The sequence below is a fragment of the Nonomuraea sp. B5E05 genome (assembly GCF_039880665.1).
Classification (GTDB): Bacteria; Actinomycetota; Actinomycetes; order Streptosporangiales; family Streptosporangiaceae; genus Nonomuraea.
Genome location: NZ_JBDPMJ010000006.1, coordinates 20,984 through 40,623, shown reverse-complemented (window position 1 = coordinate 40,623; position 19,640 = coordinate 20,984). Strand labels below are relative to the sequence as shown.

At 71.5% G+C, this 19,640-nt stretch carries 14 protein-coding genes and 1 pseudogene; 5 read left to right on the top strand and 10 right to left on the bottom strand.

What is annotated here, in order from left to right:
* Nucleotides 1-3: 3 nt before the first annotated feature.
* The 3 genes from ABGB01_RS13100 to ABGB01_RS13090 are packed head-to-tail and all read right to left on the bottom strand — an operon-like array spanning nt 4 to nt 4,335.
* Nucleotides 4-1,929, bottom strand: a complete 1,926-nt coding sequence (locus ABGB01_RS13100; protein WP_347773542.1) for a hypothetical protein — start codon at nt 1,927-1,929, stop codon at nt 4-6.
* Entirely contained in the window at nt 1,917-2,915 is a 999-nt protein-coding gene (locus ABGB01_RS13095) for a hypothetical protein (protein ID WP_347773541.1), read from the bottom strand. The genes ABGB01_RS13100 and ABGB01_RS13095 overlap by 13 nt, the downstream gene beginning before the upstream one ends.
* On the bottom strand, nt 2,902-4,335 hold the full coding sequence (locus ABGB01_RS13090; protein WP_347773540.1) for a hypothetical protein: 1,434 nt from the start codon (nt 4,333-4,335) through the stop codon (nt 2,902-2,904). Before ABGB01_RS13090 ends, ABGB01_RS13095 begins: the two co-directional genes overlap by 14 nt.
* Before the next feature lie 244 nt (nt 4,336-4,579).
* Here ABGB01_RS13090 and ABGB01_RS13085 point away from each other — a divergent pair, with 244 nt between their 5' ends.
* Both ABGB01_RS13085 and ABGB01_RS13080 read left to right on the top strand, forming a co-directional pair.
* Nucleotides 4,580-5,965: a DUF4407 domain-containing protein gene (locus ABGB01_RS13085; protein WP_347773539.1), complete on the top strand. Its 1,386-nt coding sequence runs from the start codon at nt 4,580-4,582 to the stop codon at nt 5,963-5,965.
* Entirely contained in the window at nt 5,955-7,457 is a 1,503-nt protein-coding gene (locus ABGB01_RS13080) for a serine/threonine-protein kinase (protein ID WP_347773538.1), read from the top strand. Before ABGB01_RS13085 ends, ABGB01_RS13080 begins: the two co-directional genes overlap by 11 nt.
* A 53-nt stretch (nt 7,458-7,510) precedes the next feature.
* On the opposite strand, the gene ABGB01_RS13075 is transcribed toward ABGB01_RS13080, so the two are convergent.
* From ABGB01_RS13075 to ABGB01_RS13065, 3 genes are all read right to left on the bottom strand, one after another.
* Entirely contained in the window at nt 7,511-8,416 is a 906-nt protein-coding gene (locus tag ABGB01_RS13075; protein ID WP_347773537.1) for a class I SAM-dependent methyltransferase, read from the bottom strand.
* 143 nt (nt 8,417-8,559) lie between these two features.
* Entirely contained in the window at nt 8,560-9,216 is a 657-nt protein-coding gene (locus ABGB01_RS13070; RefSeq protein ID WP_347773536.1) for a TetR/AcrR family transcriptional regulator, read from the bottom strand.
* Entirely contained in the window at nt 9,213-9,797 is a 585-nt protein-coding gene (locus tag ABGB01_RS13065) for a TetR family transcriptional regulator (protein ID WP_347773535.1), read from the bottom strand. Before ABGB01_RS13065 ends, ABGB01_RS13070 begins: the two co-directional genes overlap by 4 nt.
* A 96-nt stretch (nt 9,798-9,893) precedes the next feature.
* Between ABGB01_RS13065 and ABGB01_RS13060 the strand changes: the two genes are divergently transcribed.
* Nucleotides 9,894-10,934, top strand: a complete 1,041-nt coding sequence (locus ABGB01_RS13060; protein ID WP_347773534.1) for an NAD(P)-dependent alcohol dehydrogenase — start codon at nt 9,894-9,896, stop codon at nt 10,932-10,934.
* Nucleotides 10,935-10,944: 10 nt separating this feature from the next.
* On the opposite strand, the pseudogene ABGB01_RS13055 reads toward ABGB01_RS13060, so the two are convergent.
* From ABGB01_RS13055 to ABGB01_RS13040, 4 genes and pseudogenes are all read right to left on the bottom strand, one after another.
* Nucleotides 10,945-13,007 (bottom strand): annotated as a pseudogene (locus tag ABGB01_RS13055) (ABC transporter ATP-binding protein).
* A complete protein-coding gene (locus ABGB01_RS13050; RefSeq protein WP_347619747.1) occupies nt 13,004-13,918 on the bottom strand; it encodes an ABC transporter permease in 915 nt (304 codons plus the stop codon). The pseudogene ABGB01_RS13055 and the gene ABGB01_RS13050 overlap by 4 nt, the downstream one beginning before the upstream one ends.
* Nucleotides 13,911-14,891 (bottom strand): ABC transporter permease, encoded by a 981-nt coding sequence (locus tag ABGB01_RS13045; RefSeq protein WP_347773533.1) that lies wholly within the window; start codon nt 14,889-14,891, stop codon nt 13,911-13,913. Before ABGB01_RS13045 ends, ABGB01_RS13050 begins: the two co-directional genes overlap by 8 nt.
* A 6-nt stretch (nt 14,892-14,897) precedes the next feature.
* Nucleotides 14,898-16,091, bottom strand: a complete 1,194-nt coding sequence (locus ABGB01_RS13040; RefSeq protein WP_347773532.1) for a serine hydrolase domain-containing protein — start codon at nt 16,089-16,091, stop codon at nt 14,898-14,900.
* A gap of 153 nt (nt 16,092-16,244) precedes the next feature.
* Between ABGB01_RS13040 and ABGB01_RS13035 the strand changes: the two genes are divergently transcribed.
* Nucleotides 16,245-17,846: a D-aminoacylase gene (locus ABGB01_RS13035; protein WP_347773531.1), complete on the top strand. Its 1,602-nt coding sequence runs from the start codon at nt 16,245-16,247 to the stop codon at nt 17,844-17,846.
* 17 nt (nt 17,847-17,863) lie between these two features.
* On the top strand, nt 17,864-19,633 hold the full coding sequence (locus tag ABGB01_RS13030) for a serine hydrolase (RefSeq protein ID WP_347773530.1): 1,770 nt from the start codon (nt 17,864-17,866) through the stop codon (nt 19,631-19,633).
* Nucleotides 19,634-19,640: the final 7 nt, after the last annotated feature.

The following is a 19,640-nucleotide window of genomic DNA, read 5'->3' as shown; positions in this document are numbered from 1 at the left end:
CGTTCAGCGCCACACCCACAGGGCGAGCGCGGCGGCGACGACGAGGACGATCGAGGCGCCGGCGAGGGCCTTCCCGAGCGTGGAAGCCGGCGCCAGCCGGCCCAGGCCGGTGCGCCGGCGGTCGCGCGCCGTCCGGCCGTCGCCGCCGCCGTCCCGCGAGAGCATCCGGTCGAGGCCGGCCTTGACGGCGTCGGCGACGGGCGTCCCGGTCATGCTCAGCTCGCGCATCGTGCCGCCGGCCATGGTGTGGAGCAGGGCCGGGGCAGTCCCCGGCGCACCGAGGGTCATGATCGCGAGCAGGAACGTCCGGGGAGGGCTGTCCAGGTCCGACAGGATCTCCCTGATGTCGGCCGACGTCAGATAGCGCCGGTGGCCCACCCAGAGCACGTCCTGGTAGCGGAGCACGCTCTCCTCGGCCGCGCAGATGGAACTGATCGCCTCGATGAGGTAGCGGTGGCGCGCCAGCGCGTACCTGACGGCCTCCATGCCCCGCGGATCGGTGGGCAGCGCGCGGCGGTCCGCCTCGGTGATCACTATTTCCAGCACCTTGCGGTTGCGGGAGCGGACGGCGACGTGGCACAGCTCGTCCTCCGACATGACGGCGAGCACCTTGTGCAGGTGCTCGGAGCCCTGGAGGTAGGCGATGAGCAACCTGCCCGAGGGAGCGCTCGCGGGCAGGAGCTTGCTCATAGCGGCGAGCAGCGCCGGGGAGAGTCCGTGCTCCAGGCGGCGCTGGCCGCCCAGATCGACCAGCATCTCCTCGACGTCGGCGGCGTGCATCGGCGCGGCGTACAACAGCCGCAGCAGGATCTCGAAGAAGTCGCGCACGGCGGCCGAACCGCTCAGCCTCTCCGGCGGGCGGATCGGGTTCGCCCTGATGAACACCCGGTACGTCTTGCGGTCCTGGTCGGTCACCCGGTCGCGGGCCCGCTCCGCCAGCTGCACGTTGAGCGCTCCGAGCCGCTGCTCCTCGGCGTGCGCGATGCTCTCACGGCACTGGTGCAGCAGCTGCTCCACCGAAGGCCTCGGCGGGCGTACGACGGACTGCCCTCCGTACGCCGTGACCCCGTCGGAGGCATGGCCGCGCAGCAGCCTGGACGCCGCCGCACGGTCGGACACGTCGTCGAAGTCGCGCGGCTCCACCAGGGTGCCGAGCCACCCCATCAGGTCGCGGAGGTCGTCACCCTGATAACGCTCGAGCTCCTTCTCGTAGAGCAGCGCCTGGGGCGGGAACGACGCCGGCCGGTCATCCGCCTCCCAGGGCAGCTCCCACGCGCCGTGGGTGGGCGGCACCTCGGCGAAGGAGAGCCGGATCCGGTGCCGGGAGGCGCTGTTGGTCCAGGTCGAGACCGCCAGCGTGTGGCGGAACCCGTACGGGAGGAGTGCGGCCACGGCGTCGAGGAAGTCCAGCCGCCCTTCCGGCGGGAGGTGGCCGGCCCGCACCACGCAGACGGGCCGCCCGGTGAGCAGGAGCGCCGCCGCCCGCCGCGCCGTGCCGTTCACCTGGGCGGCGAGGTGCCGCTCGTCGTAGGCGGCGAGGGAGAGCCGGAAGGGCGCGTCGCCGGAGAAGTCCTCCCCGGCCAGCGCTTCGTACAGGGCGCGGTACGACACCGCGCTCGGCCCCGCGATCACGTCGGCCCAGCGCACGCAGACGGAGTACGTCATCGCGTACGGGCGGTGGAAGCCGTCCTGGGAGTCGGGCTCCCTCTGCAGGGACAACCCCAGCCACGGCTCGCCGCCCGTGGCGAAGTAGCTGGTCGCCACGCGGGGCAGGGCCTTGGGTTCCATGGTGCCGGAGGTGAACGCCTTGAGCCACATGCCGAACTCCGCGTGGGAGATCGCCCCCGCGCTGCAGCGGATCACGCCGTAGTCGTCCAGGCTCTCCGGCGTCTTGCCGAGGATCGCCCAGTGGGCGGTCAGCCGTCCCATCGTCTGCTCCCGATCGCGCCGGGCCGGAGCATCTGGCCGAGCCAGAGTACGGGCTCCATGACGTTCATGGGGCGGATGGCGCCCCGGATGGTCAGCCCGCCGCCGGCGTTGTCGATGACGTTCAGGTAGTCGTCCGGGTCGAAGCGGCCGAGCTCCTCGTCGATGAACAGGCCGACCGACGACGTCACGAAGTATTTGATGCGGTCCTCGTGGAAGAACGCCTCGATCAGGTCGAGGATCATCTCCGTGTTGTGGTCGTGGGCCTCGTGGCACAGCAGACGGAAGAAGTCGCGGACGCGGTCAGGAGGCACGTGGGGGATGCGCAGATCGTCGGTGGGGTCCCGCTCCGTGAACCCTCCCTCCATCGCGATCCGCAACACCCGGGGGTCGTCGTACTTGGTGATGCAGACCGCGATGTGGTGGGGCAGCTTGCCGTCCTCGTACTCGTCGCCGACGAGCATCCGGCCGGCGACCTCGTGCAGCGCGGCGTCCAGGTGCTTGAACGCGTCGCCCACCCGGGCCTCACGGTCGGGGTCGAACATGTAGATCAGCCCGCGGCTCTTGACGAGGCTGTCGACCAGGGCTTTCTTGTCGATGTTCGACTCCGACTCGGCGTACAGGTCGCCTCGGAGGTCGAGGAAGTCGAGCTTGATCTTCGGTGCCCTCGCCGCGCGCGCCGTCCACGGCCACCACCATCGCCGGCGCGTCTCCGCCGGGCCGATGATCATCCAGCTGTAGTGGGTGAGGGCCTCGGTGGGGGCGGGGAACGTACGCGCCTGCAGCAGCGTGTTGCGCAGTTTCGCCAGCTCTGTCCGCGACACCGCGTTCTCGCCGATGAGCCTCCAGCCGGCGTCACGGGACTTGTTCAGTGCGATGCTCAGCGCCGCCAGGAAGGCGGTCTTGCCGCTGCCCGAGGCTCCCCACATCGCGATGTCGGGCTCCCGGCCGCGCTCGGGATCGTCAGGGACGGAGTCAGTGTCGGCCACCGCTGTCCTCACTCTGGGAGACGAAGGGAAGGGAGAGCACCCCCGCCGGCTCGGTCACCAGGCCGAGCCGGACCGCGAGTTCTTCCGCGTTGACCGCGTCCACCTGGAACAGCGCGGTCGAGCCGAGCCGGTGCCAGGGCGACGTGGAGGTGGCCGGAGGACTGTCGCAGATGACCGCGCTCCGGAGGCGGTGGTGCTGCTCCATCTCGCGCAGCAGCGCCAGCCAGTCGTGTCGCGCGGGACAGGCCGGCACCCGGTCGAGGCCGGACCGGGGAGGGTGCGGGGGCCGCGCCCCGATGGTGAGCAGCGCCGTGCGCGTGCTCCCCTGCTGCCGGATCAGCCGGGTGCGCACCTCCGCGAGCATGTCCTCGACCTGGGCGGCGTTCGGGTAGGTCGGCGCGGTGGGCCGCAGGGACTCGAGGGCGGCGCGGGCCTGCGCCGTGGACGCCGACCAGGCGGTGACGGCCGGCCGGCTGCGGTCCGCGCGCCTGGCGTCGTACACGTGGGTGCCGTATCCCATGACGGACACCTTGAGCTGCCGGAGGTCGGGGCAGCGTTCGGCGAGGAGGTCGATGACGTAGCCGGCCCAGTGGCAGCGGGCCTCGAACTCCTCCCTCGTGCCCGCCGTCTCGATGGCGCACACCAGGTGCGCGGGCCGGGGCGGGCGCTGGAGCCGATCCGGCAGCGTGGCCACGATCTCCTCCCACGGGCGCGTGTCCGGCCGGAGCCCGGGGACCTCGGGGAAGCGGACAAGGCCGGGGCGTTCCAGCACCGCCCGCAGCGGGTGCCGCCCCGGCGGGAGCGGCGCGTGGTCGGCCGACACCAGCCCTGACGGCTGGAGCGGGCCCGACCAGGCGGAGACCGCGAGCACCATGCCGCCCGCGTCGGTGCACGTGACGGTCACGTGGGCCTCGTCGCCGGGCTGCGCGCCGGCGCCGAAGAGCCGCCGGCCCACGAGTTCGAGCCTGCCGTCCCCCGCGCGTTCCCTGGCCACGATCAGGTCGTACGTCTGGCGCAGGGGTGCCCCGGCGGTCAGCTCGCCGAGCAGTTCCCCGACCTTCACCCCCGGCGCCTCGACGAGCCGGGCCGACGGGCGCCACTGCAGCAGCGCGCGCACCGCCGCCTCCTGCTCGTGCCCGCCGGCGGAGCGCGCGATCACCACGGGATCGGCCTCGTCGGCGGAGACGAGGTCGCGGGCGACCCGGAGCACCGCGTCGAAGACCTCGTCGCCCGAGGCGGTCAGGGTGGACCACTTGGCGGAGGCTCTGCGCGTGTGGTGGGCCGTGCCGACCTCGTCGGCGCGGACCTCGAAGACACGTATGCCGGCGGCGTCGATCTCCACGACGGCCAGCCGTTCCCTGAATGAGACGATCAGATCGGCGAGCTCGCCACGCAACCCGCCCTCTGCGAAATGGTGCAAGAATCTCCCCGCCCGTTTCAACACCCTGTTCGGCGATTAACCTTGTTCAGCACCAATGGTGAAATACGTATTTGATCATCGTTTGTCCGTTTTCTGGTGGTTCGAGGCGGGTTGGTGAATGGCAGTGGTGAGCCGACATTTATCCTCTTGTTATAAGTCTTGATTGCCGGTTGTTTATGGTAGTCATCGGATTACTCACGGGATAGGTTGTGCGGCGTCCTGTCCCTTTCCCCCGGGGTGGCGTGTGGTCGGTAGATGGTTGATCGTCTTGTCGGGTGCGCGTCCCGAAGTGCTGGACAGGTGCAGGGGAGAGCGCGCCAGATTCCACGGCATGGGCGGCGCCATCCTGACCACGGCCTGCGTCGCCGCCATCTCCATGACGTTCGCCCTCGCCTCGGCGCTCAAGGTGTTCGCGCCGCTCGCCGTCCTCATCGGCCTCGTCTGGGGCGTGGCGATCCTGAGCCTCGACCGGTGGCTCGTCACGTCCCTGCCGGCCCAGGGCGGACGGCGCTTCTGGCTCGCCCTGCCCCGCGTGCTCCTCGCGCTGCTGCTCGGCGCCGTCATCTCCACGCCGCTGGTCCTGCAGATCTTCAAGCCCGAGATCGACGCCGAGATCGTCGACATCCAGCAGGAACGGACCGACGCGTTCACCCGCGCGCAGCAGGCGGGCGAGACCGGCCGGCGCATCGCCGAGCTGGAGAAGTCGGCCACGGCACTGGAAGCCGTGATCGTCTCCCGCGGTGAGAGCCCGCTCGACCCCGCCGCCGACCCCCGCGTCCAGGAGCTGACCAAGTCGCGGGCCCAGGCCGTCAAGCAGCGCGACAAGGCCTACCAGGAATGGCAGTGCCAGCTGTACATCGGGCCGCCCAAGTGCGCGAAGAAGGGCCGAGGTCCGCTCGCGAAGGCGGCGGAGGAGGCGTACATCACGGCCCGTGACCGGGCGAAGGACCTCGAAGGGCAGATCGAGCAGCGCAGGCAGCAGCTCAGCGACACCCAGAAGGCAGGCAAGGCGACCAGGCTGACCCAGGCGGAGCAGGACCTGCGCGCCGTGCAGGCCGAGCTGGACAAGCTGACCGAGCAGCAGGCCGGGCTCCGCAACGGCTTCGCCCAAGAGATCACGGGGTCCGACGGCCTGATGTTGCGGCTGGAGGCGCTCAGCAGGGTGTCGCGGGACAACGCCACCCTCAGCACGGCGAGGCTCCTGCTGTTCCTGTTCATCCTGCTCATCGAGTGCCTGCCGATCCTCGTCAAGCTCATGCAGCGGCCCGGCAGCTACGACACGATCGTGGCGGCGCTGGAGAAGCAGGAGGTCAACGACGCCATCGACCAGATCAACGAGGCCGACAGGCGGCTCGCGCGCGGCGCCCGGCGGGACGGCCCGACCCGGCCCTACACCGCGGAGGATCCGCGTACGGACACCTCCCACGACACCTCCCGCGACACTTTCCACGACACCTCCCGTGACACCTTCCGTGACGCCGGCACCCCGTACCCGCCGCCGCGGCAGGAGGACGACGTGACCAGGAGCTTCGAGGACGAGGCGCTGCGCGACCTCCGGGACAACCGCGCCGAACGGACGGCCGCGACCGGCGGGCGGGCCGAGTACGCCGGGCTGAACGATGATTGGTAAGCGCGTCGCCGGCCGGTTCGTCATCGAGGCGCCCCTGGGCAGCGGCGGCATGGGATGGGTCTGGCGCGGCCGTGACGACAAGCTCGACCGGGTGGTGGCGCTCAAGCAGGTGCGTGCGGACGTCGGGCGCCTGCCGGAGCTGAAGGCGCGGGCCGAACGCGAGGCGCAGGCGCTGGCCAGGATCGACCACCCCGGCATCGTCCGCGTACACGATGTGCTCGACGCGCCTGACGGACCTTGGATCGTGATGGACTACGTCCAGGGCACCGTGCTCGGCGCGCTCATCAAGAGGGCGCCGCTGTCCGAGCCCGCCGTGGTGCGCATCGGCGCCCAGGCGCTCGACGCGCTCGCCGCCGCGCACGCGGTAGGGGTGCTCCACCGCGACGTGAAGCCGGACAACATCCTGATCACCGCTTCCAGCTCGGTCGTCCTGGTCGACTTCGGGATCGCCACCATCGAGGGCCACGAGCGCATCACCGTGCTCGGCCACGTGATCGGCACCCCCGACTTCATCGCCCCCGAGCGCATACGCGGCACGCCGGTGGGCCCGGCGGCCGACCTGTGGTCGCTCGGGGCCACCCTCTACACGGCCCTGGAAGGACGCCCGCCCTTCCACAAGCGCACCGAGGAGGCCACCAGGTTCGCGATCCTCACCTCGCCCCCGGACCCCATGACCAGGGCGGTCCGGCTCAAGCCGACCCTCCACCGGTTGCTCGCCAAGAGCCCGGCCAACCGGATGACAGCCGACGAGCTGGCGCGGCAGCTGGAAGGGGCCGCCAGGGGCGATCCCGGCACCGTACGGCGCCGGCCGTCGCGTGCTTCCACGACAACGCCACCCCATCCTCTCCGGTCTTCCCGGCCGCCCAGGGAGGACGAGGCCGCACGGGCGAACGGCGGCGTTCCCGACAGCAGAGGCGTCTCCGACGGCGATGGCGGTGGCGGGGGAGCGGGTGCCGGTGTGGCGGCGCGACGAGTACGCCGGACGCTGGCGGACGCCGGCGACGCGGAGCGGGGTTCGCTGATCCTCACCCTGCCACCCGACGAGGCGGCGGTGCTGCTCGCCGAGCGGTGGAAGTTGTTCACGACCGCCGCGGTGGAGGAGATGTGCCGCCAGGCGGCGAAGAGCGCGACGATCCTCCAGATGCTGCTCCCGTCCCGCGCGGGCTGGCTGCTCGACCAGGTACGCGACCCGCGCCTTGTGGCCAAAGTGGTCCTGGCGATGAACGCCCACCACCGCGGGCTCGTGCTGGGCCAGATGCACGATCGGCATTCGGCGGCGGCCATCGAGGCGATGGCCGACATCGACACCCGGCAGAGCGGCCTCGCCGTCGCCGCGATGCTGAAGGATCCGGCGGCTCAGGCGCTGAGCCGCCTTCCGCCTGCCACGATCGCCGGGCTGCTGGCGCAGACCCCGCCGTCCTGCCGCGCCGGCCTGGTGCCCCTGTTGCCGTCGGGGATTCGCGAGGACGTGGCGCGCCGGCTCGCCGGCTGAGGCGACCGACCGGAGGCCGAGGCCGTGAAGGCGGCGGCCTCCGGTCGGCGGGCTCAGCTGCCCGGGTGGTTCGGGGCGGCGGCGTTGTCAGGTGGAGCCAGGTGCTCCAGGAGCGCGTCAATGGGCGCGACGGCGACGTCCTCGCTGGGACGGGAGAGGAAGACGTTGACGTGATACTCGCCGTCCGCTTCCTTGCCCGTGGGGTCGAGGCCCTGCTCGGCCAGCGACCGCAGCGCGAACTCCCGCTCCAGGTCGTCGGCGAACCGCCGCTGCGGGAAGGTGGCGTTGTCCAGCTGCTCCGTGATCAGCCCGTGGCGGGCGAGCGTGTCGGCCACGGGGGTGAAGTCGACCGTCCGCAGGCACAGAGCGGCGAACCAGGGACGGCGGTCGGGGGACGTGCAGTCGAGCAGGCGGTCGATCGACCGGTCGGTGATGTAGCCGATGCCGCCGGTGACCGTGATGAGGTCGGCCTCGCCGACGATCTGCGCCAGCTCGGGCGACGGGTCGTTCTGCTCCAGGTTGGCGGACACCCCCGCGTCCAGCAGTCCCACGTGTACGGCGTAGTCGACGGCTGACGAGGCGGTGTCCAGCCCGATCACCCGGGGAGCGGCCTGCCGTCGGTGGCTCTGATAGAAGGTGCGGTCTTCGTCGGCGAGCTCTTCCGGGGCCAGATGGGCCACCTGGTCGTCGGCGTAGTGGTCGTAGAGGTGGTCGAGCGTGAGGTCGCATTTCATCAGCGCCGCGTTCACGCCGTACGAACAGCACAGGTCCACGACGGTCGGGGAGTCCACGTCGAGCGCGTCGAGCACCTTGAGGAAGACGCGCTGCCCGTGGTGCGGGACGGCGTAGTCCAAGCTGCCGAGGCGGTCGAAGTACGCCCGGGGGTCTGGACGATCGTAGATGTCGTTGAAGTCGGCCTTTTCCAGCTTCCGGTCAGTGATCTGATCGTCTGCTCGCACACTCTGCCTTTCTGGGTGACTGTGTCACTACAGGGACGAACGACCCTTTTAACGTATCACGTGTGATAAATCATGATTTAGTGGGATTTCCGCACGGCGGAAGTCCAGCCCCTCACACGCGAGCGTGACGTGCTCGTGAAGTCTTACGGGGTGGTGGAGCCGGGGCGGTCCAGGCCGGCGGCGAGTTCGGCGATGGCGGCGTCGCACTGCTGACCCAGCAGAGCCGTGGCGGACGCGTGGTCCAGGCCCGCGGCCTGATCGAGCCACCGGTCCAGGACGACGTGGAGCGCCGCCAGCACGGCGGCCGCGCACACGGCCGGATAGTAACCGTCGCGGCCCGGGGGGTCGACGCGTTCGGCGATCGCCTCGGCGAAGGTCTTCTCCTGGGCGGCGAGCACGGCCAGTTGCTGGGGCATCAGCGATGGTTCGCGCCGGATGAGCCGCAGCGCCTCGATGTGGTCGTGGCTGACGGCGTCGCTCTCGTTGAGGACGATGAGCACCGCCTCGCGGAACGCCCGCAACACCGACTCCGTGCGCGGCCGGGCCCTGAACTGGGTGATGAGCTGCTCCGCGGCGGCCGACACGGGCGCCACCATGGCCTCTTCTTTGCTGGAGAAGTAGTTGAAGAAGGTCCGCAGCGCGATGTCGGCCTCGTCGGCGATCTGCTCGACCGTGACGTTCTCGACGCCGTGGCGCAGGGCCAGGCGCAGGGCGGCGTCGCGGAGCGCGGCCCTGGTGGCCTGCTTCTTGCGTTCGCGGCGGCCGAGGGCCGGCGTCGCCGCGCCGGTGTGCGCGCTCACGTCATCACGGCGCGTTTGACGCTCTCGCGCAGCAGGGCGCGACGCTGCTCGTGCGCGTCGGGGGGCTCCTCGGCGGTCGCGGCGTAGACGTTGCTGACCGGCGACCAGGCCATGGACATCGCGATGACCAGGGCCATCACGTCGAACGGGTCGCCCGGTCGCACGGCCCCCGCGGCCTGGGCATCGGCGATGGCGCGCAGCTTGCGCTCGTCGAGGCGGTCGGCGTCGTCGACGAGGTGGCCGGCGGGGCGCCGCTCCAGGCGCGCCCAGGTGGCCAGCCGGATGAGGTCGGGGCGGCGGAGATATTCGTCGTAGAGGCGCACGGCCCAGTCGGCGAGGTCGGTGGCGTCGATCGGGACGACGTTGGTGATCCGCTCGAGGGAGCCGAAGAAGATGGCGTCGAACAACCCTTCCTTGCTGCCGAAATAGGCGTAGAGCTGCGCCTTGTTGGTGCGTGCGGCCGCGACGATCCGCTCGATGCGCGCCCCGGCGATGCCGTGCTCGGCGAACTCCCTGGTCGCCGCGTCGAGGATGCGGCCGCGGGTCGCGGCGCCGCGGGAGGTCAGGGGCGGGTCGGCCATGGCGCGAGCCTACCAAACAGAACAGTCGGTTTGCTATGCGAGCATCCCCTATGCCATCGTGAAATAGACCGAACAGTCTGTTTATAGGAGTCCCGGATGAGGACCACAGTGGGATGGCGCGCGGACGGCCCCGTGACGACGCTGCGGCGGGCGTCTCTGGAACGGCGCGACCTGCGTCCCGACGACATCGCGGTACGCGTGGACCACTGCGGCGTCTGCCACACCGACCTGCACGCCGTCCGCTCCCACCGCGAGCCGGGCGCGTCCGTCGTGCCCGGCCACGAGTTCACGGGCGTGGTGACCGAGACCGGTTCCGAGGTCACCCGGTTCGCGGCCGGCGACCCCGTCGCGGTCGGCAACATCGTCGACGCGTGCGGGGAGTGCGCCATGTGCCGCGCCGGCCAGGAGAACTTCTGCCACGCGTTCCCGACCCTGACCTACGGCGGCACCGACCGCCACGACGGATCGACCACCCTGGGGGCCTACTCCCGCGAGTACGTCGTCCGCGACCGCTTCGCCCACCGGCTCCCCGCCGGTCTCGACCCCGCCGCCGCGGCTCCGCTGCTCTGCGCCGGGGTCACCGTCTGGGAGCCGCTGAGCGCGCTCGGCGTGGGGCCGGGCACCCGCGTCGCCGTGGCAGGGCTGGGCGGCCTCGGCCACCTCGCGGTCAAGCTCGCCGTGGCGCTCGGCGCCGAGACCACGGTCATCAGCCGCTCGGCGGGCAAGGCCGGCGACGCCCGCAGGCTCGGCGCCCACGACGTCCTCGTCTCCACCGATCCGGACCGGATGGCCGCGGCGCGTGACCGGTTCGACGTCGTCATCGACACCATCCCCGCCGCGCACGACCTCGGCCCCTACCTGCGGCTCGTGGCCATGGACGGGACCCTCACCCTCGTCGGGCACCTTGGGCAGGTCACCCTGGAGGCCATGGACCTGCTCGTCGGGCGTAAGAAGCTCAGCTCCGCGGGCAGCGGCGGCCGGCCGGGAACCGCCGCCCTGCTGGACTTCTGCGCCGAGCACGGCGTCGCCGCCGACATCGAGCTGCTCCCCTCGGCACGCGTCAACGAAGCGCTCGACCGCCTCGAACGCAACGACGTGCGCTACCGCTTCGTCCTCGACCTGTCCGACCTTTCCTGAACGCCGGGCGTCACACGGCGGCGACCTCCGCGTAGTGGCAGGCGGCCGGGTGGCCGTGGCCGCGGTCGGCCAGCTCGGGCGCCTGCTCGACGCAGGCGCGCTGCTCGTCCGTCGTGAGCTGCGCGAACTTCGGGCAGCGCGTACGGAACCGGCACCCGCTCGGCGGGCTGACCGGGTTCGGCATGTCCCCTTCGAGGACGATCCGCTCGCGCGCCCTGATCCGTTCCCGACGCGGGTCGGGCACCGGGATGGCCGAGATCAGCGCCTGGGTGTACGGGTGGGCGGGCCGGTCGAACAGCTCGTCCCTGTCGCCGATCTCGACGATGCGGCCCAGGTACATCACCGCGACCCGGTGCGCGATGTGCCGCACCACCGACAGGTCGTGGGCGACGAAGAGGAAGGCGAGGCCCAGCTGCCGCTGGAGGTCCTCCAGCAGGTTGACCACGCCCGCCTGGATCGACACGTCGAGCGCCGACACCGGTTCGTCGAGGACGATCAGCTCGGGCCGCATCGCCAGCGCGCGGGCGATGCCGACGCGCTGCCGCTGGCCGCCGGAGAACTCGTGCGGGTAGCGGTTGCCGTGTTCGGGGTTGAGCCCGACGTTGCCGAGCAGCTCCCGCACCCGGTCCGGCCCGTCCTGACGGTAGGTGCCGTGGATGCGCAGCGGCTCCGCGATCGCGTCGTTGACCGTCATGCGGGGGTCGAGGGACGCGTACGGGTCCTGGAACACGATCTGCATGCGCTGCCGCAGGCGGCGCATGCCGGCGGCCGTGACGGCGCCGAGGTCCTGGCCGTCGAGCAGCACCTGCCCGGAGGTCGGCGGTCGCAGGTTGAGCACGGCCCGCCCGGTGGTGGACTTGCCGCAGCCCGACTCCCCGACCAGGCCGAGGGTTTCGCCGCGGTGCAGGTCGAACGACACCCCGCACACGGCGTGCACGTCCCCGGTCGTCCGCCGCAGGAGGCCCTTGCCACGCACCGGATAGTGTTTGACCAGGTCCCGCACGGACAACAGCGGCTGCCCGCTCATGGCGCACCTCCAGCGGCATCGTCGGCTGACGTCACGGTGAAGACGTCCTCGGGCCGCCGCCCTTCCAGGTCGGCGGAGAAGTGACAGGCGGCCAGGTGGTCAGGGCCGGAGGAGGCGGCCAGCTCCGGCTCGGCCGTCTCGCACGGGTCCTGGCGCATCGGGCAGCGCGGCGCGAACGGGCATCCCGGCGGCAGGTCGAGCAGCGACGGAGGCGATCCCGCGATCGGCGTCAACCGCTCGCCTCTGCGGGCGCCGTCGAGCCGGGGAAGGCTGCCGATCAGACCGAGCGTGTACGGCATCCGCGGCGTGTAGTAGATGTCGTCGACGTCGCCCAGCTCCACCGGGCGGCCGGCGTACATGACGAGCACCCGGTCGGCGGCCCCGGCGACGACGCCGAGGTCGTGGGTGATCAGCACCATGGCGGCGTCGGTCGCGGCCCGCGCGGTCTCCAGCGCCCTGAGCACCTGAGCCTGCACGGTGACGTCGAGCGCGGTGGTCGGCTCGTCGGCGATGATGACGTCGGGGGAGTTGGCCATGGCGGTGGCGATGACGACACGCTGGCGCATGCCGCCGGAGAACTGGTGCGGATAGTCGCGGGCACGTTCGCGGGGCCGCGGGATCTGCATCATGGCGAGGAGTTCGACGGCGCGTTCGCGGGCCTGGGCGGCGGTGACGTCGTTGTGCGCCCTGACCGCCTCGGCGATCTGGTCGCCCACCGCGTAGACCGGGTTGAGCGAGGTCATCGGGTCCTGGAAGACCATCGCGATCCGGCCGCCGCGCAGGGCCCGCATCCGCTTGTCCGGCGCGCCGATCAGCTCCTGGCCGCGGAACCGGACCGAGCCGCCGATCCGCGCCGAGGCCGGTAGCAGGCCCATCACCGCCATCGAGGTGACCGACTTGCCCGAGCCGGACTCGCCGACGATGCCGAGCACCTCGCCGCGCCGCAGCTCGTAGCTGACCCCGCGGACGGCGCGGACCAGGCCGTCCTCGGTGGGGAACGACACGGTGAGGCCCTCGACCTCGAGCACCGCCTCACGTTCGCTCATGCGCGCACCTTCCGCTGGGTCGGGTCGAAGGCGTCGCGCAGCCCGTCGCCGATGAAGTTGATGGACAGGGCGATCACCACGATGAACGCGCCGGGGAAGTAGAACAGCCAGGGCCGGGTGCTGACCGCGGTGTCGGCCTCGCTGACGAGGAGGCCGAGGGAGGTGTCGGGAGGCTGCACGCCCAGGCCGAGGAACGACAGCGCCGTCTCCACGAGGATGGCGGCGGCCACGAGGATGGTGACGTTGACGATGATGGGCCCGAGCGCGTTGGGGATCAGGTGCCGGAAGATGATCCAGCGGTCGGTGGCGCCGAGCGCGCGGCTCGCCTCGACGTACTCCTTCTCCCGCAGCGACAGCACGACGCCGCGCACCACGCGGGAGACGTACGCCCACTGGAGGGCGGCGATGACGAGCGCGACGAACCACCAGGAGCCGGAGGTGGCGCGGGTCAGCACGGCGGCGACCGCCAGCAGCGGCAGGGTGAGGACGAGGTCGGCGATCCGCATCATCACGCTGTCGGTGATGCCGCGGTAGTAGCCGGAGAACGCCCCCCACAGGGTGCCCACCAGCCCGGCCAGGAACGCGATGAGCAGGGCGATCTCGATCGAGCGTTGCGTGCCGCGCAGCACCTGGGCGAACGTGTCGTGGCCGAGGTTGTCGGTGCCGAACGGGTGGTCGAGCGAGGGCGGTACGGACACGGCCGAGGTGATGTCGGCGTAGTCGTAGCGCCAGAGCGCGCCGCCGACGAAGGCCAGCAGGACGACGGCGGCGAACAGCGCCAGGCTGATCACGGCCGCCTTGTGCCGCAGGAAGCGGCGGAGCACCAGCTCGCCCTGGCTGCGCTGGCGCACCGCGCCGGCCGCCTGCGCGCTCGATGGGGGGCGGGGTGCCGCCTCGGTGTGGTCACTCATGGCGAATCCGGGGGTCGAGGAGGGCGTACAGCAGGTCGGCGATCAGGTTGAAGACGATGACCGCCACCGCGACCACCAGCAGCCAGGCGAGCACCGCGTAGGCGTCGCGCTGGTTGACGGAGGTGACGAGGAACTCGCCGAGTCCGCGCCACTGGAAGACCGTCTCGGTGATCACGGCGCCGGAGATCAGCGTCGCGAAGTCGAGCGCGGTGACGGTGGTCATGGGGATGAGCGCCGTGCGCAGGGCGTGGCGTACGACGACGCGCCGCCTGGACAGTCCCTTGGCGCGGGCGAACAGGACGTAGTCGCTGTTGAGCACGTCGAGCATGGACGCCCGCTGGAACCTGCTCCACGCGCCGAAGGAGAGCAGCGCCAGCGAGATCGTCGGCAGCACCATGTGGCCGGCGGCGTCGGCCAGATGGGCCCAGGCGCCGCCCTCGACGATGACGGATTTCTCCCCGATCGTGTACACGACCTGGTCGCCGATGAGGTTGTTGAGGGAGATGCCGCCCTGCTTGAGCAGCACGGCGAACCAGAACGACGGCATCGACAGGAACAGGAACGCGGCGAACGTGAACCCGTAGTCGATGCCCGAATACTGCTTGACCGCGCTGATCACGCCCACCACGACGGCGAGCACGAGGGCGAGGAGCACCGCCACGGCTATCAGCCGCAGGGTGACCCCGAACCTGGCGGCGATCTCGTGGCCGATGTCCACGTTGGTCCGCACGGAGGGGCCGAAGTCGCCCTGCACGACGCCGGTGATCCAGGTCCAGTACCGCTGCAGCGGCGGCTCGTCCAGGTGCAGGCGCTGCTCCTCGACCGCGATCACCTGCGGCGACGGAGGCGGGTTGCGGCCCTTGAGGCCCGCGAGCGGGTCGCCCGCCATGGTCACGAGCAGGAAGACGGTGAAGGTCGACGCCACGATCACCGGGACGGCGATGAGGAGCCGGCGGAGTGTGTACGTGAGCACGGGTCGCTACCAGATCTCTCGCACGGCGTCGAAGACCTTGGGCGCGCTCCGGTCGATCGCGGGATAGGTGGTCTGGTCGTTGCTCAGCAGGATGACGGAGATGTCCTGGTCCGGGAACAGGGCATGCATGGTACGGAACCCGCCCATGCCGCCGTTGTGCCAGATGTACGGCTTGCCGTCGTGCTTCTGGACCACCCAGCCGCACGCGTAACTGTCGAGCTCCGGGGTGAACATCATCCGCAGCGTCTCCCGGCGGAACAGTCCGGGCCGCGACAGCGCCGCGTCCCACACGGCGAGGTCGCGCGCGCTGCCGGTCAGCCCGCCGGCGCCCGCCATCCACGGCAGGCTCCACTGGTACGCGCGGTGCACCCCGTCGGTCTCGGCGTAGTAGCCGAGGGCGACGTCCCGGCTGCCGCGCGCCGGATATCCCTGGGTCGTGTCGCGCATCCGCAGAGGGCCGAAGAAGTGGCGGTCCAGGAATCGGCCGAAAGGCATCCCGGCCACCTTCTGCACCACCAGCGCGAGGAGCAGGAAGTTGCTGTTGCTGTAGGCGTACTTCGATCCGGGCTCGAACTGGAGCGGCAGCGACTCCAGTTTCGCGACGACGGCCGAGTGGTCGGTCTCCCCGGAGGCGACGAAGGCGTCGTACGCCGACTGGAACAGCGGAAAGTCGTTGTAGTCGGGAATGCCGGTCACCTGGTGCATCAGCTGGAGCAAGGTGACGTCGGCGGCCCGCCGGTAGGCGGGGAGGAACGTGCCGAGCCGGTCGTGGACCGACAACCTGCGCCGCTCGTGGAGCAGCAGGACCGCGGCCGCCGTGAAACCCTTGCTGATGGAGCCGAGGTTGTAGACGGTGTCGAAGGTGGCCCGGCGCCGGCCCCGCTCCAGGTCGAGCACCTCGTCGAGCTGCTCGACCTGGAAGAAGTCCTCGCCGGTGAAGCGGTCGGGCAGGCCGCGGTCGCGCAGGCCGTAGCCCTTCGCGAACACCGTACGGCCCTTCTTGCTCACGGCCACGGTGATGCCGACGCCCTCCGGCTCGATGGCGGCGACGATCTCGTCGATGCGACGGTGCCAGTCCGGGCGATGCCGGCCGGACGAGGCGGCCCGCGCACCCGGGATGACGCCGGCGCTCATCACCGCCCCGCCCACACCGGCGAGAGACGCCTTCAACAGCGTCCGCCTCGTGGCTGTGCTCTCCATGCTCGACCTCCGTGTCGTCGTACCGCGCACGCCTAGGAGCCCAGTGCAGTCCACCGGCCGGGCAGGCTCTTCGTGGAGAGGGACGTAAAGTGGCTGCCGACTTCGTGCGATCGGATGAACTGCTGCGCGGTCCCGGCGTCGCAGGATGCTCGCATGTCGACGACCCTGGTGATTCGCGGTGGCACAGTCCATGACGGCAGCGGCGGGCCCGGCCGCGTGGCCGACGTCCTCGTCGAGGGTGACCGGATCCTCGCCGTGGGTCCGGGCGGGGGCGATCCCGACGCGCCCGTGCTCGACGCCACCGGCCTGGTGGTCGCGCCCGGCTTCGTGAACGTGCTCAGCCACGCGTACTTCACGCTGGAACGGGACGGCCGCGGCCTGTCCGACCTCTACCAGGGCGTCACCACCCAGGTCTTCGGCGAAGGGATCTCGATCGGCCCGCTCACCGCCGAGATCAGGGCCGAGCTCGAGCCCGGCATGGCTCCCGACGACCCGCCGCTGACCTGGGACCGCCTGTCGGAGTTCCTCTCCCACCTCGAGACCAAGGGGGTGGCACAGAACGTCGCGAGCTTCGTCGGCGCGCACAACATGCGGATGATCGGCGCGGGTGCGGACGACCGGCCGATGACCGCGGTCGAGCTCGACCGCGTCCGCGGCATCCTCGACGAGGAGATGGCCGATGGCGCCCTGGGGCTGGGATCGGCGCTCATCTACCCGCCGGGGTGCTTCGCCTCGACCGACGAGCTGGTGGCGCTGTGCGAGGTCGTCGCGCGGCACGGCGGCATGTACATCTCGCACATGCGCAGCGAGGGCGACCACTTCCTCGACGCCGTCGACGAGCTGATCGAGATCGGCCGCCGGGCCGAGCTGCACGCGGAGATCTACCACCTCAAGACCGCGGGACGGCGGAACTGGCCGAAGATGGCGCGGGCCATCGAGCGCATCGAGGCCGCCAGGGCCGCGGGCCGGCCGGTGACCGCCGACGTCTACCCCTACCTCGCCGGGCAGACCCAGCTCGCCGCCTCGATCCCGCCGGAGTTCCACGACGGCGGCCACGAGGCGCTCACGGCCAGGCTCGCCGACCCGGGCGAACGGGCCCGCATCCGTGCGGCCGTCGTCACCCCGTCGGAGCGCTGGGAGAACCTCTACCTCGCCGCGAGCGGCGCGAGCGGCGTCATGCTGCTCCCCGACCCGAACGGGCCGGTGGCGAAATACCGCGGCCTCAGCCTCGCGCAGGCGGCGGACGCGGACGGCACCGACCCCGTGGAGATGCTGCTCCAGCTGGTCGAGCAGGAGCCGGCGCTGCACGCCATGTACTTCATGATGGACGAGGAGGCGCTGCGCACCGCCCTGCGCAAGCCGTGGGTCTCGGTCTGCTCCGACGCCCCCACGTTCGCCGCCGAACCGCCCGACTCCGGCGTGCCCACCCATCCGCGCGCCTACGGCAGCTTCGCCCGGATCCTCGGCACGTACGTCCGCGAGCAGTCGCTGCTCACCCTCGGCGAGGCCGTGCGCCGGATGTCGAGCCTGCCCGCGGGCAACCTCGGCCTGCGCGACCGCGGCGTGCTCGCCCCGGGCAACTTCGCCGACATCGTCGTGTTCGACCCCGACACGGTCGGCGACCGCGCGACGTACGAGGATCCCCACCAGTACGCGACCGGTGTCCGGCACGTGGTGGTCAACGGAGAGACCGCGCTGGCCGACGGCGTTCCCACCGGGCGCCTGTCCGGCCGGGCCCTGCGCCGCCGGCGCTGAGACGACAGGAGAAACGCGTGAAAGAGCAGGTGGAGCAGGTCCTCGGCGCGGTCGGCGCGCGGGCCTGGGCGCACGCCGTCGATCTCGACAGCGGCGAGGAGGTCGGGTACGGCGAGGACGGGCTCGTGGTGCTCGCGAGCGTCTTCAAGATCCCGGTGCTGGTGGAGTTGTTCCGGCGGTTCGGCGACGGGCGGCTCGACCCCGCGGAACGGATCGACGTCCCCGTCGAGGGGCGCTCGGCGGGACCGACCGGGCTGTCCGTGATGGCCGACCCGATCGAGCTCTCGCTGCGCGACCTCGCGTACTGGATGATGAGCGTCAGCGACAACGCCGCCACGGACCTGCTCGTCGACCTGCTCGGCACCGAGGCGATCAACGCCACCCTGCGCGAGCTGGGCCTGACCGCGACCCGGGTCGACGGCACCTGCGACGACATCTACCAGAGCATCTACGAGGACGTGCCGGACGAGCAGGCCGGCCCCGAGGTGTGGCGCGCCGCCCGCGCGGTGGACCCGGAGCGGTCCCTGCAGGCAGGCACCCCCCGCGAGATCACCCGGCTGCTCGCCGCCATCTGGAACGACGAGGCGGCGCCTCCCGAGCAGTGCGCCGAGATGCGCCGCATCCTCAGCCTGCAGGCCTGGCCGCACCGCCTGCGCTCCGGGTTCACCGAGCCGGACGCGCGGGTGAGCGCCAAGACGGGCACCCTGCGCTTCTGGCGCAACGAGGTCGGCGTCGTCGAGACCGGCGGCCGCGCGTACGCCGTCGCCGTCTTCGTACGGTCCGACTCCTACGAGTACCGCATCCCCGCCGCGGACGCCTGCGTCGGCACGGTGGCCAGGATCGCCGTCGACCACCTGCGCGGCGTCGAGACCCGCCGAAGGCCGCGGAGCACCGCCAGGGCGGCGACCCCCGGCCAGATCCGCGACCACGCGCGCGAGCTCGGCGCCGACATCTGGCTGCACGCGCGTGACCTGGCCAACGGGAGGTCGGTGGGCGTCGGGGAGAGCACCCCTGTCGTCACCGCCTCGGTGCTCAAGGTGCCGGTCGCCCTCGAACTGGCCCGCCAGTCGGTGGCCGGCGAGATCGACCTCACCGAGCGGGTCACCGTGCCGCCGGGCGGGGTGCCGTCGCCGTACGGCCTGTCGGTGCAGCGCGACCACACCGTCATCTCGTACCGGGATCTCGCCCAGCTGATGATCGTGATCAGCGACAACGTGGCCACCGACCTCGTCATCGACCGGGTCGGCAAGGACCGCGTGGCGGCGCTGCTCGCCGAGCTCGGCCTCACCGCGACGGCCGTGCCGCAGAACTGTGCGGAGATCCTGGCCTCCCTGGAGGAGGACCTCGGGATCAGCTACCGCGACGACGAGCGGGAACTGGCCGAGGTGCCGCTGGAACGCCTCCAGGCGCTGCGGGCGCTGGTGCCCGGGGTGACCTGCCGGACGACGCCCGAGGAGATCACCCGGCTGCTGGCCGGGATCTGGCGCGACGAGGCGGCCGCGCCCGAGGCCTGTGCGCTGGTCCGCGGCTGGATGGGCGACCAGGTCTGGCCACACCGGCTGACCAGCGGGTTCCCCGGAGACGACATCGTGGTCAGCGGCAAGACGGGCACCCTCCCGCTGGTCCGCAACGAGGTCGGCGTGGTCGAGTTCGCCGACGGCGGCAGGTACGCCGTGGGCGTCTTCACCCGTGCCGACGACCCATCACCCAACGCTCCCCACCTCGACGCGCTGATCGGCTGGGCGGCGGCCAACGCCGTCGCGCAGCTGCGCGACGAGCGTCCCTGACCCTTCT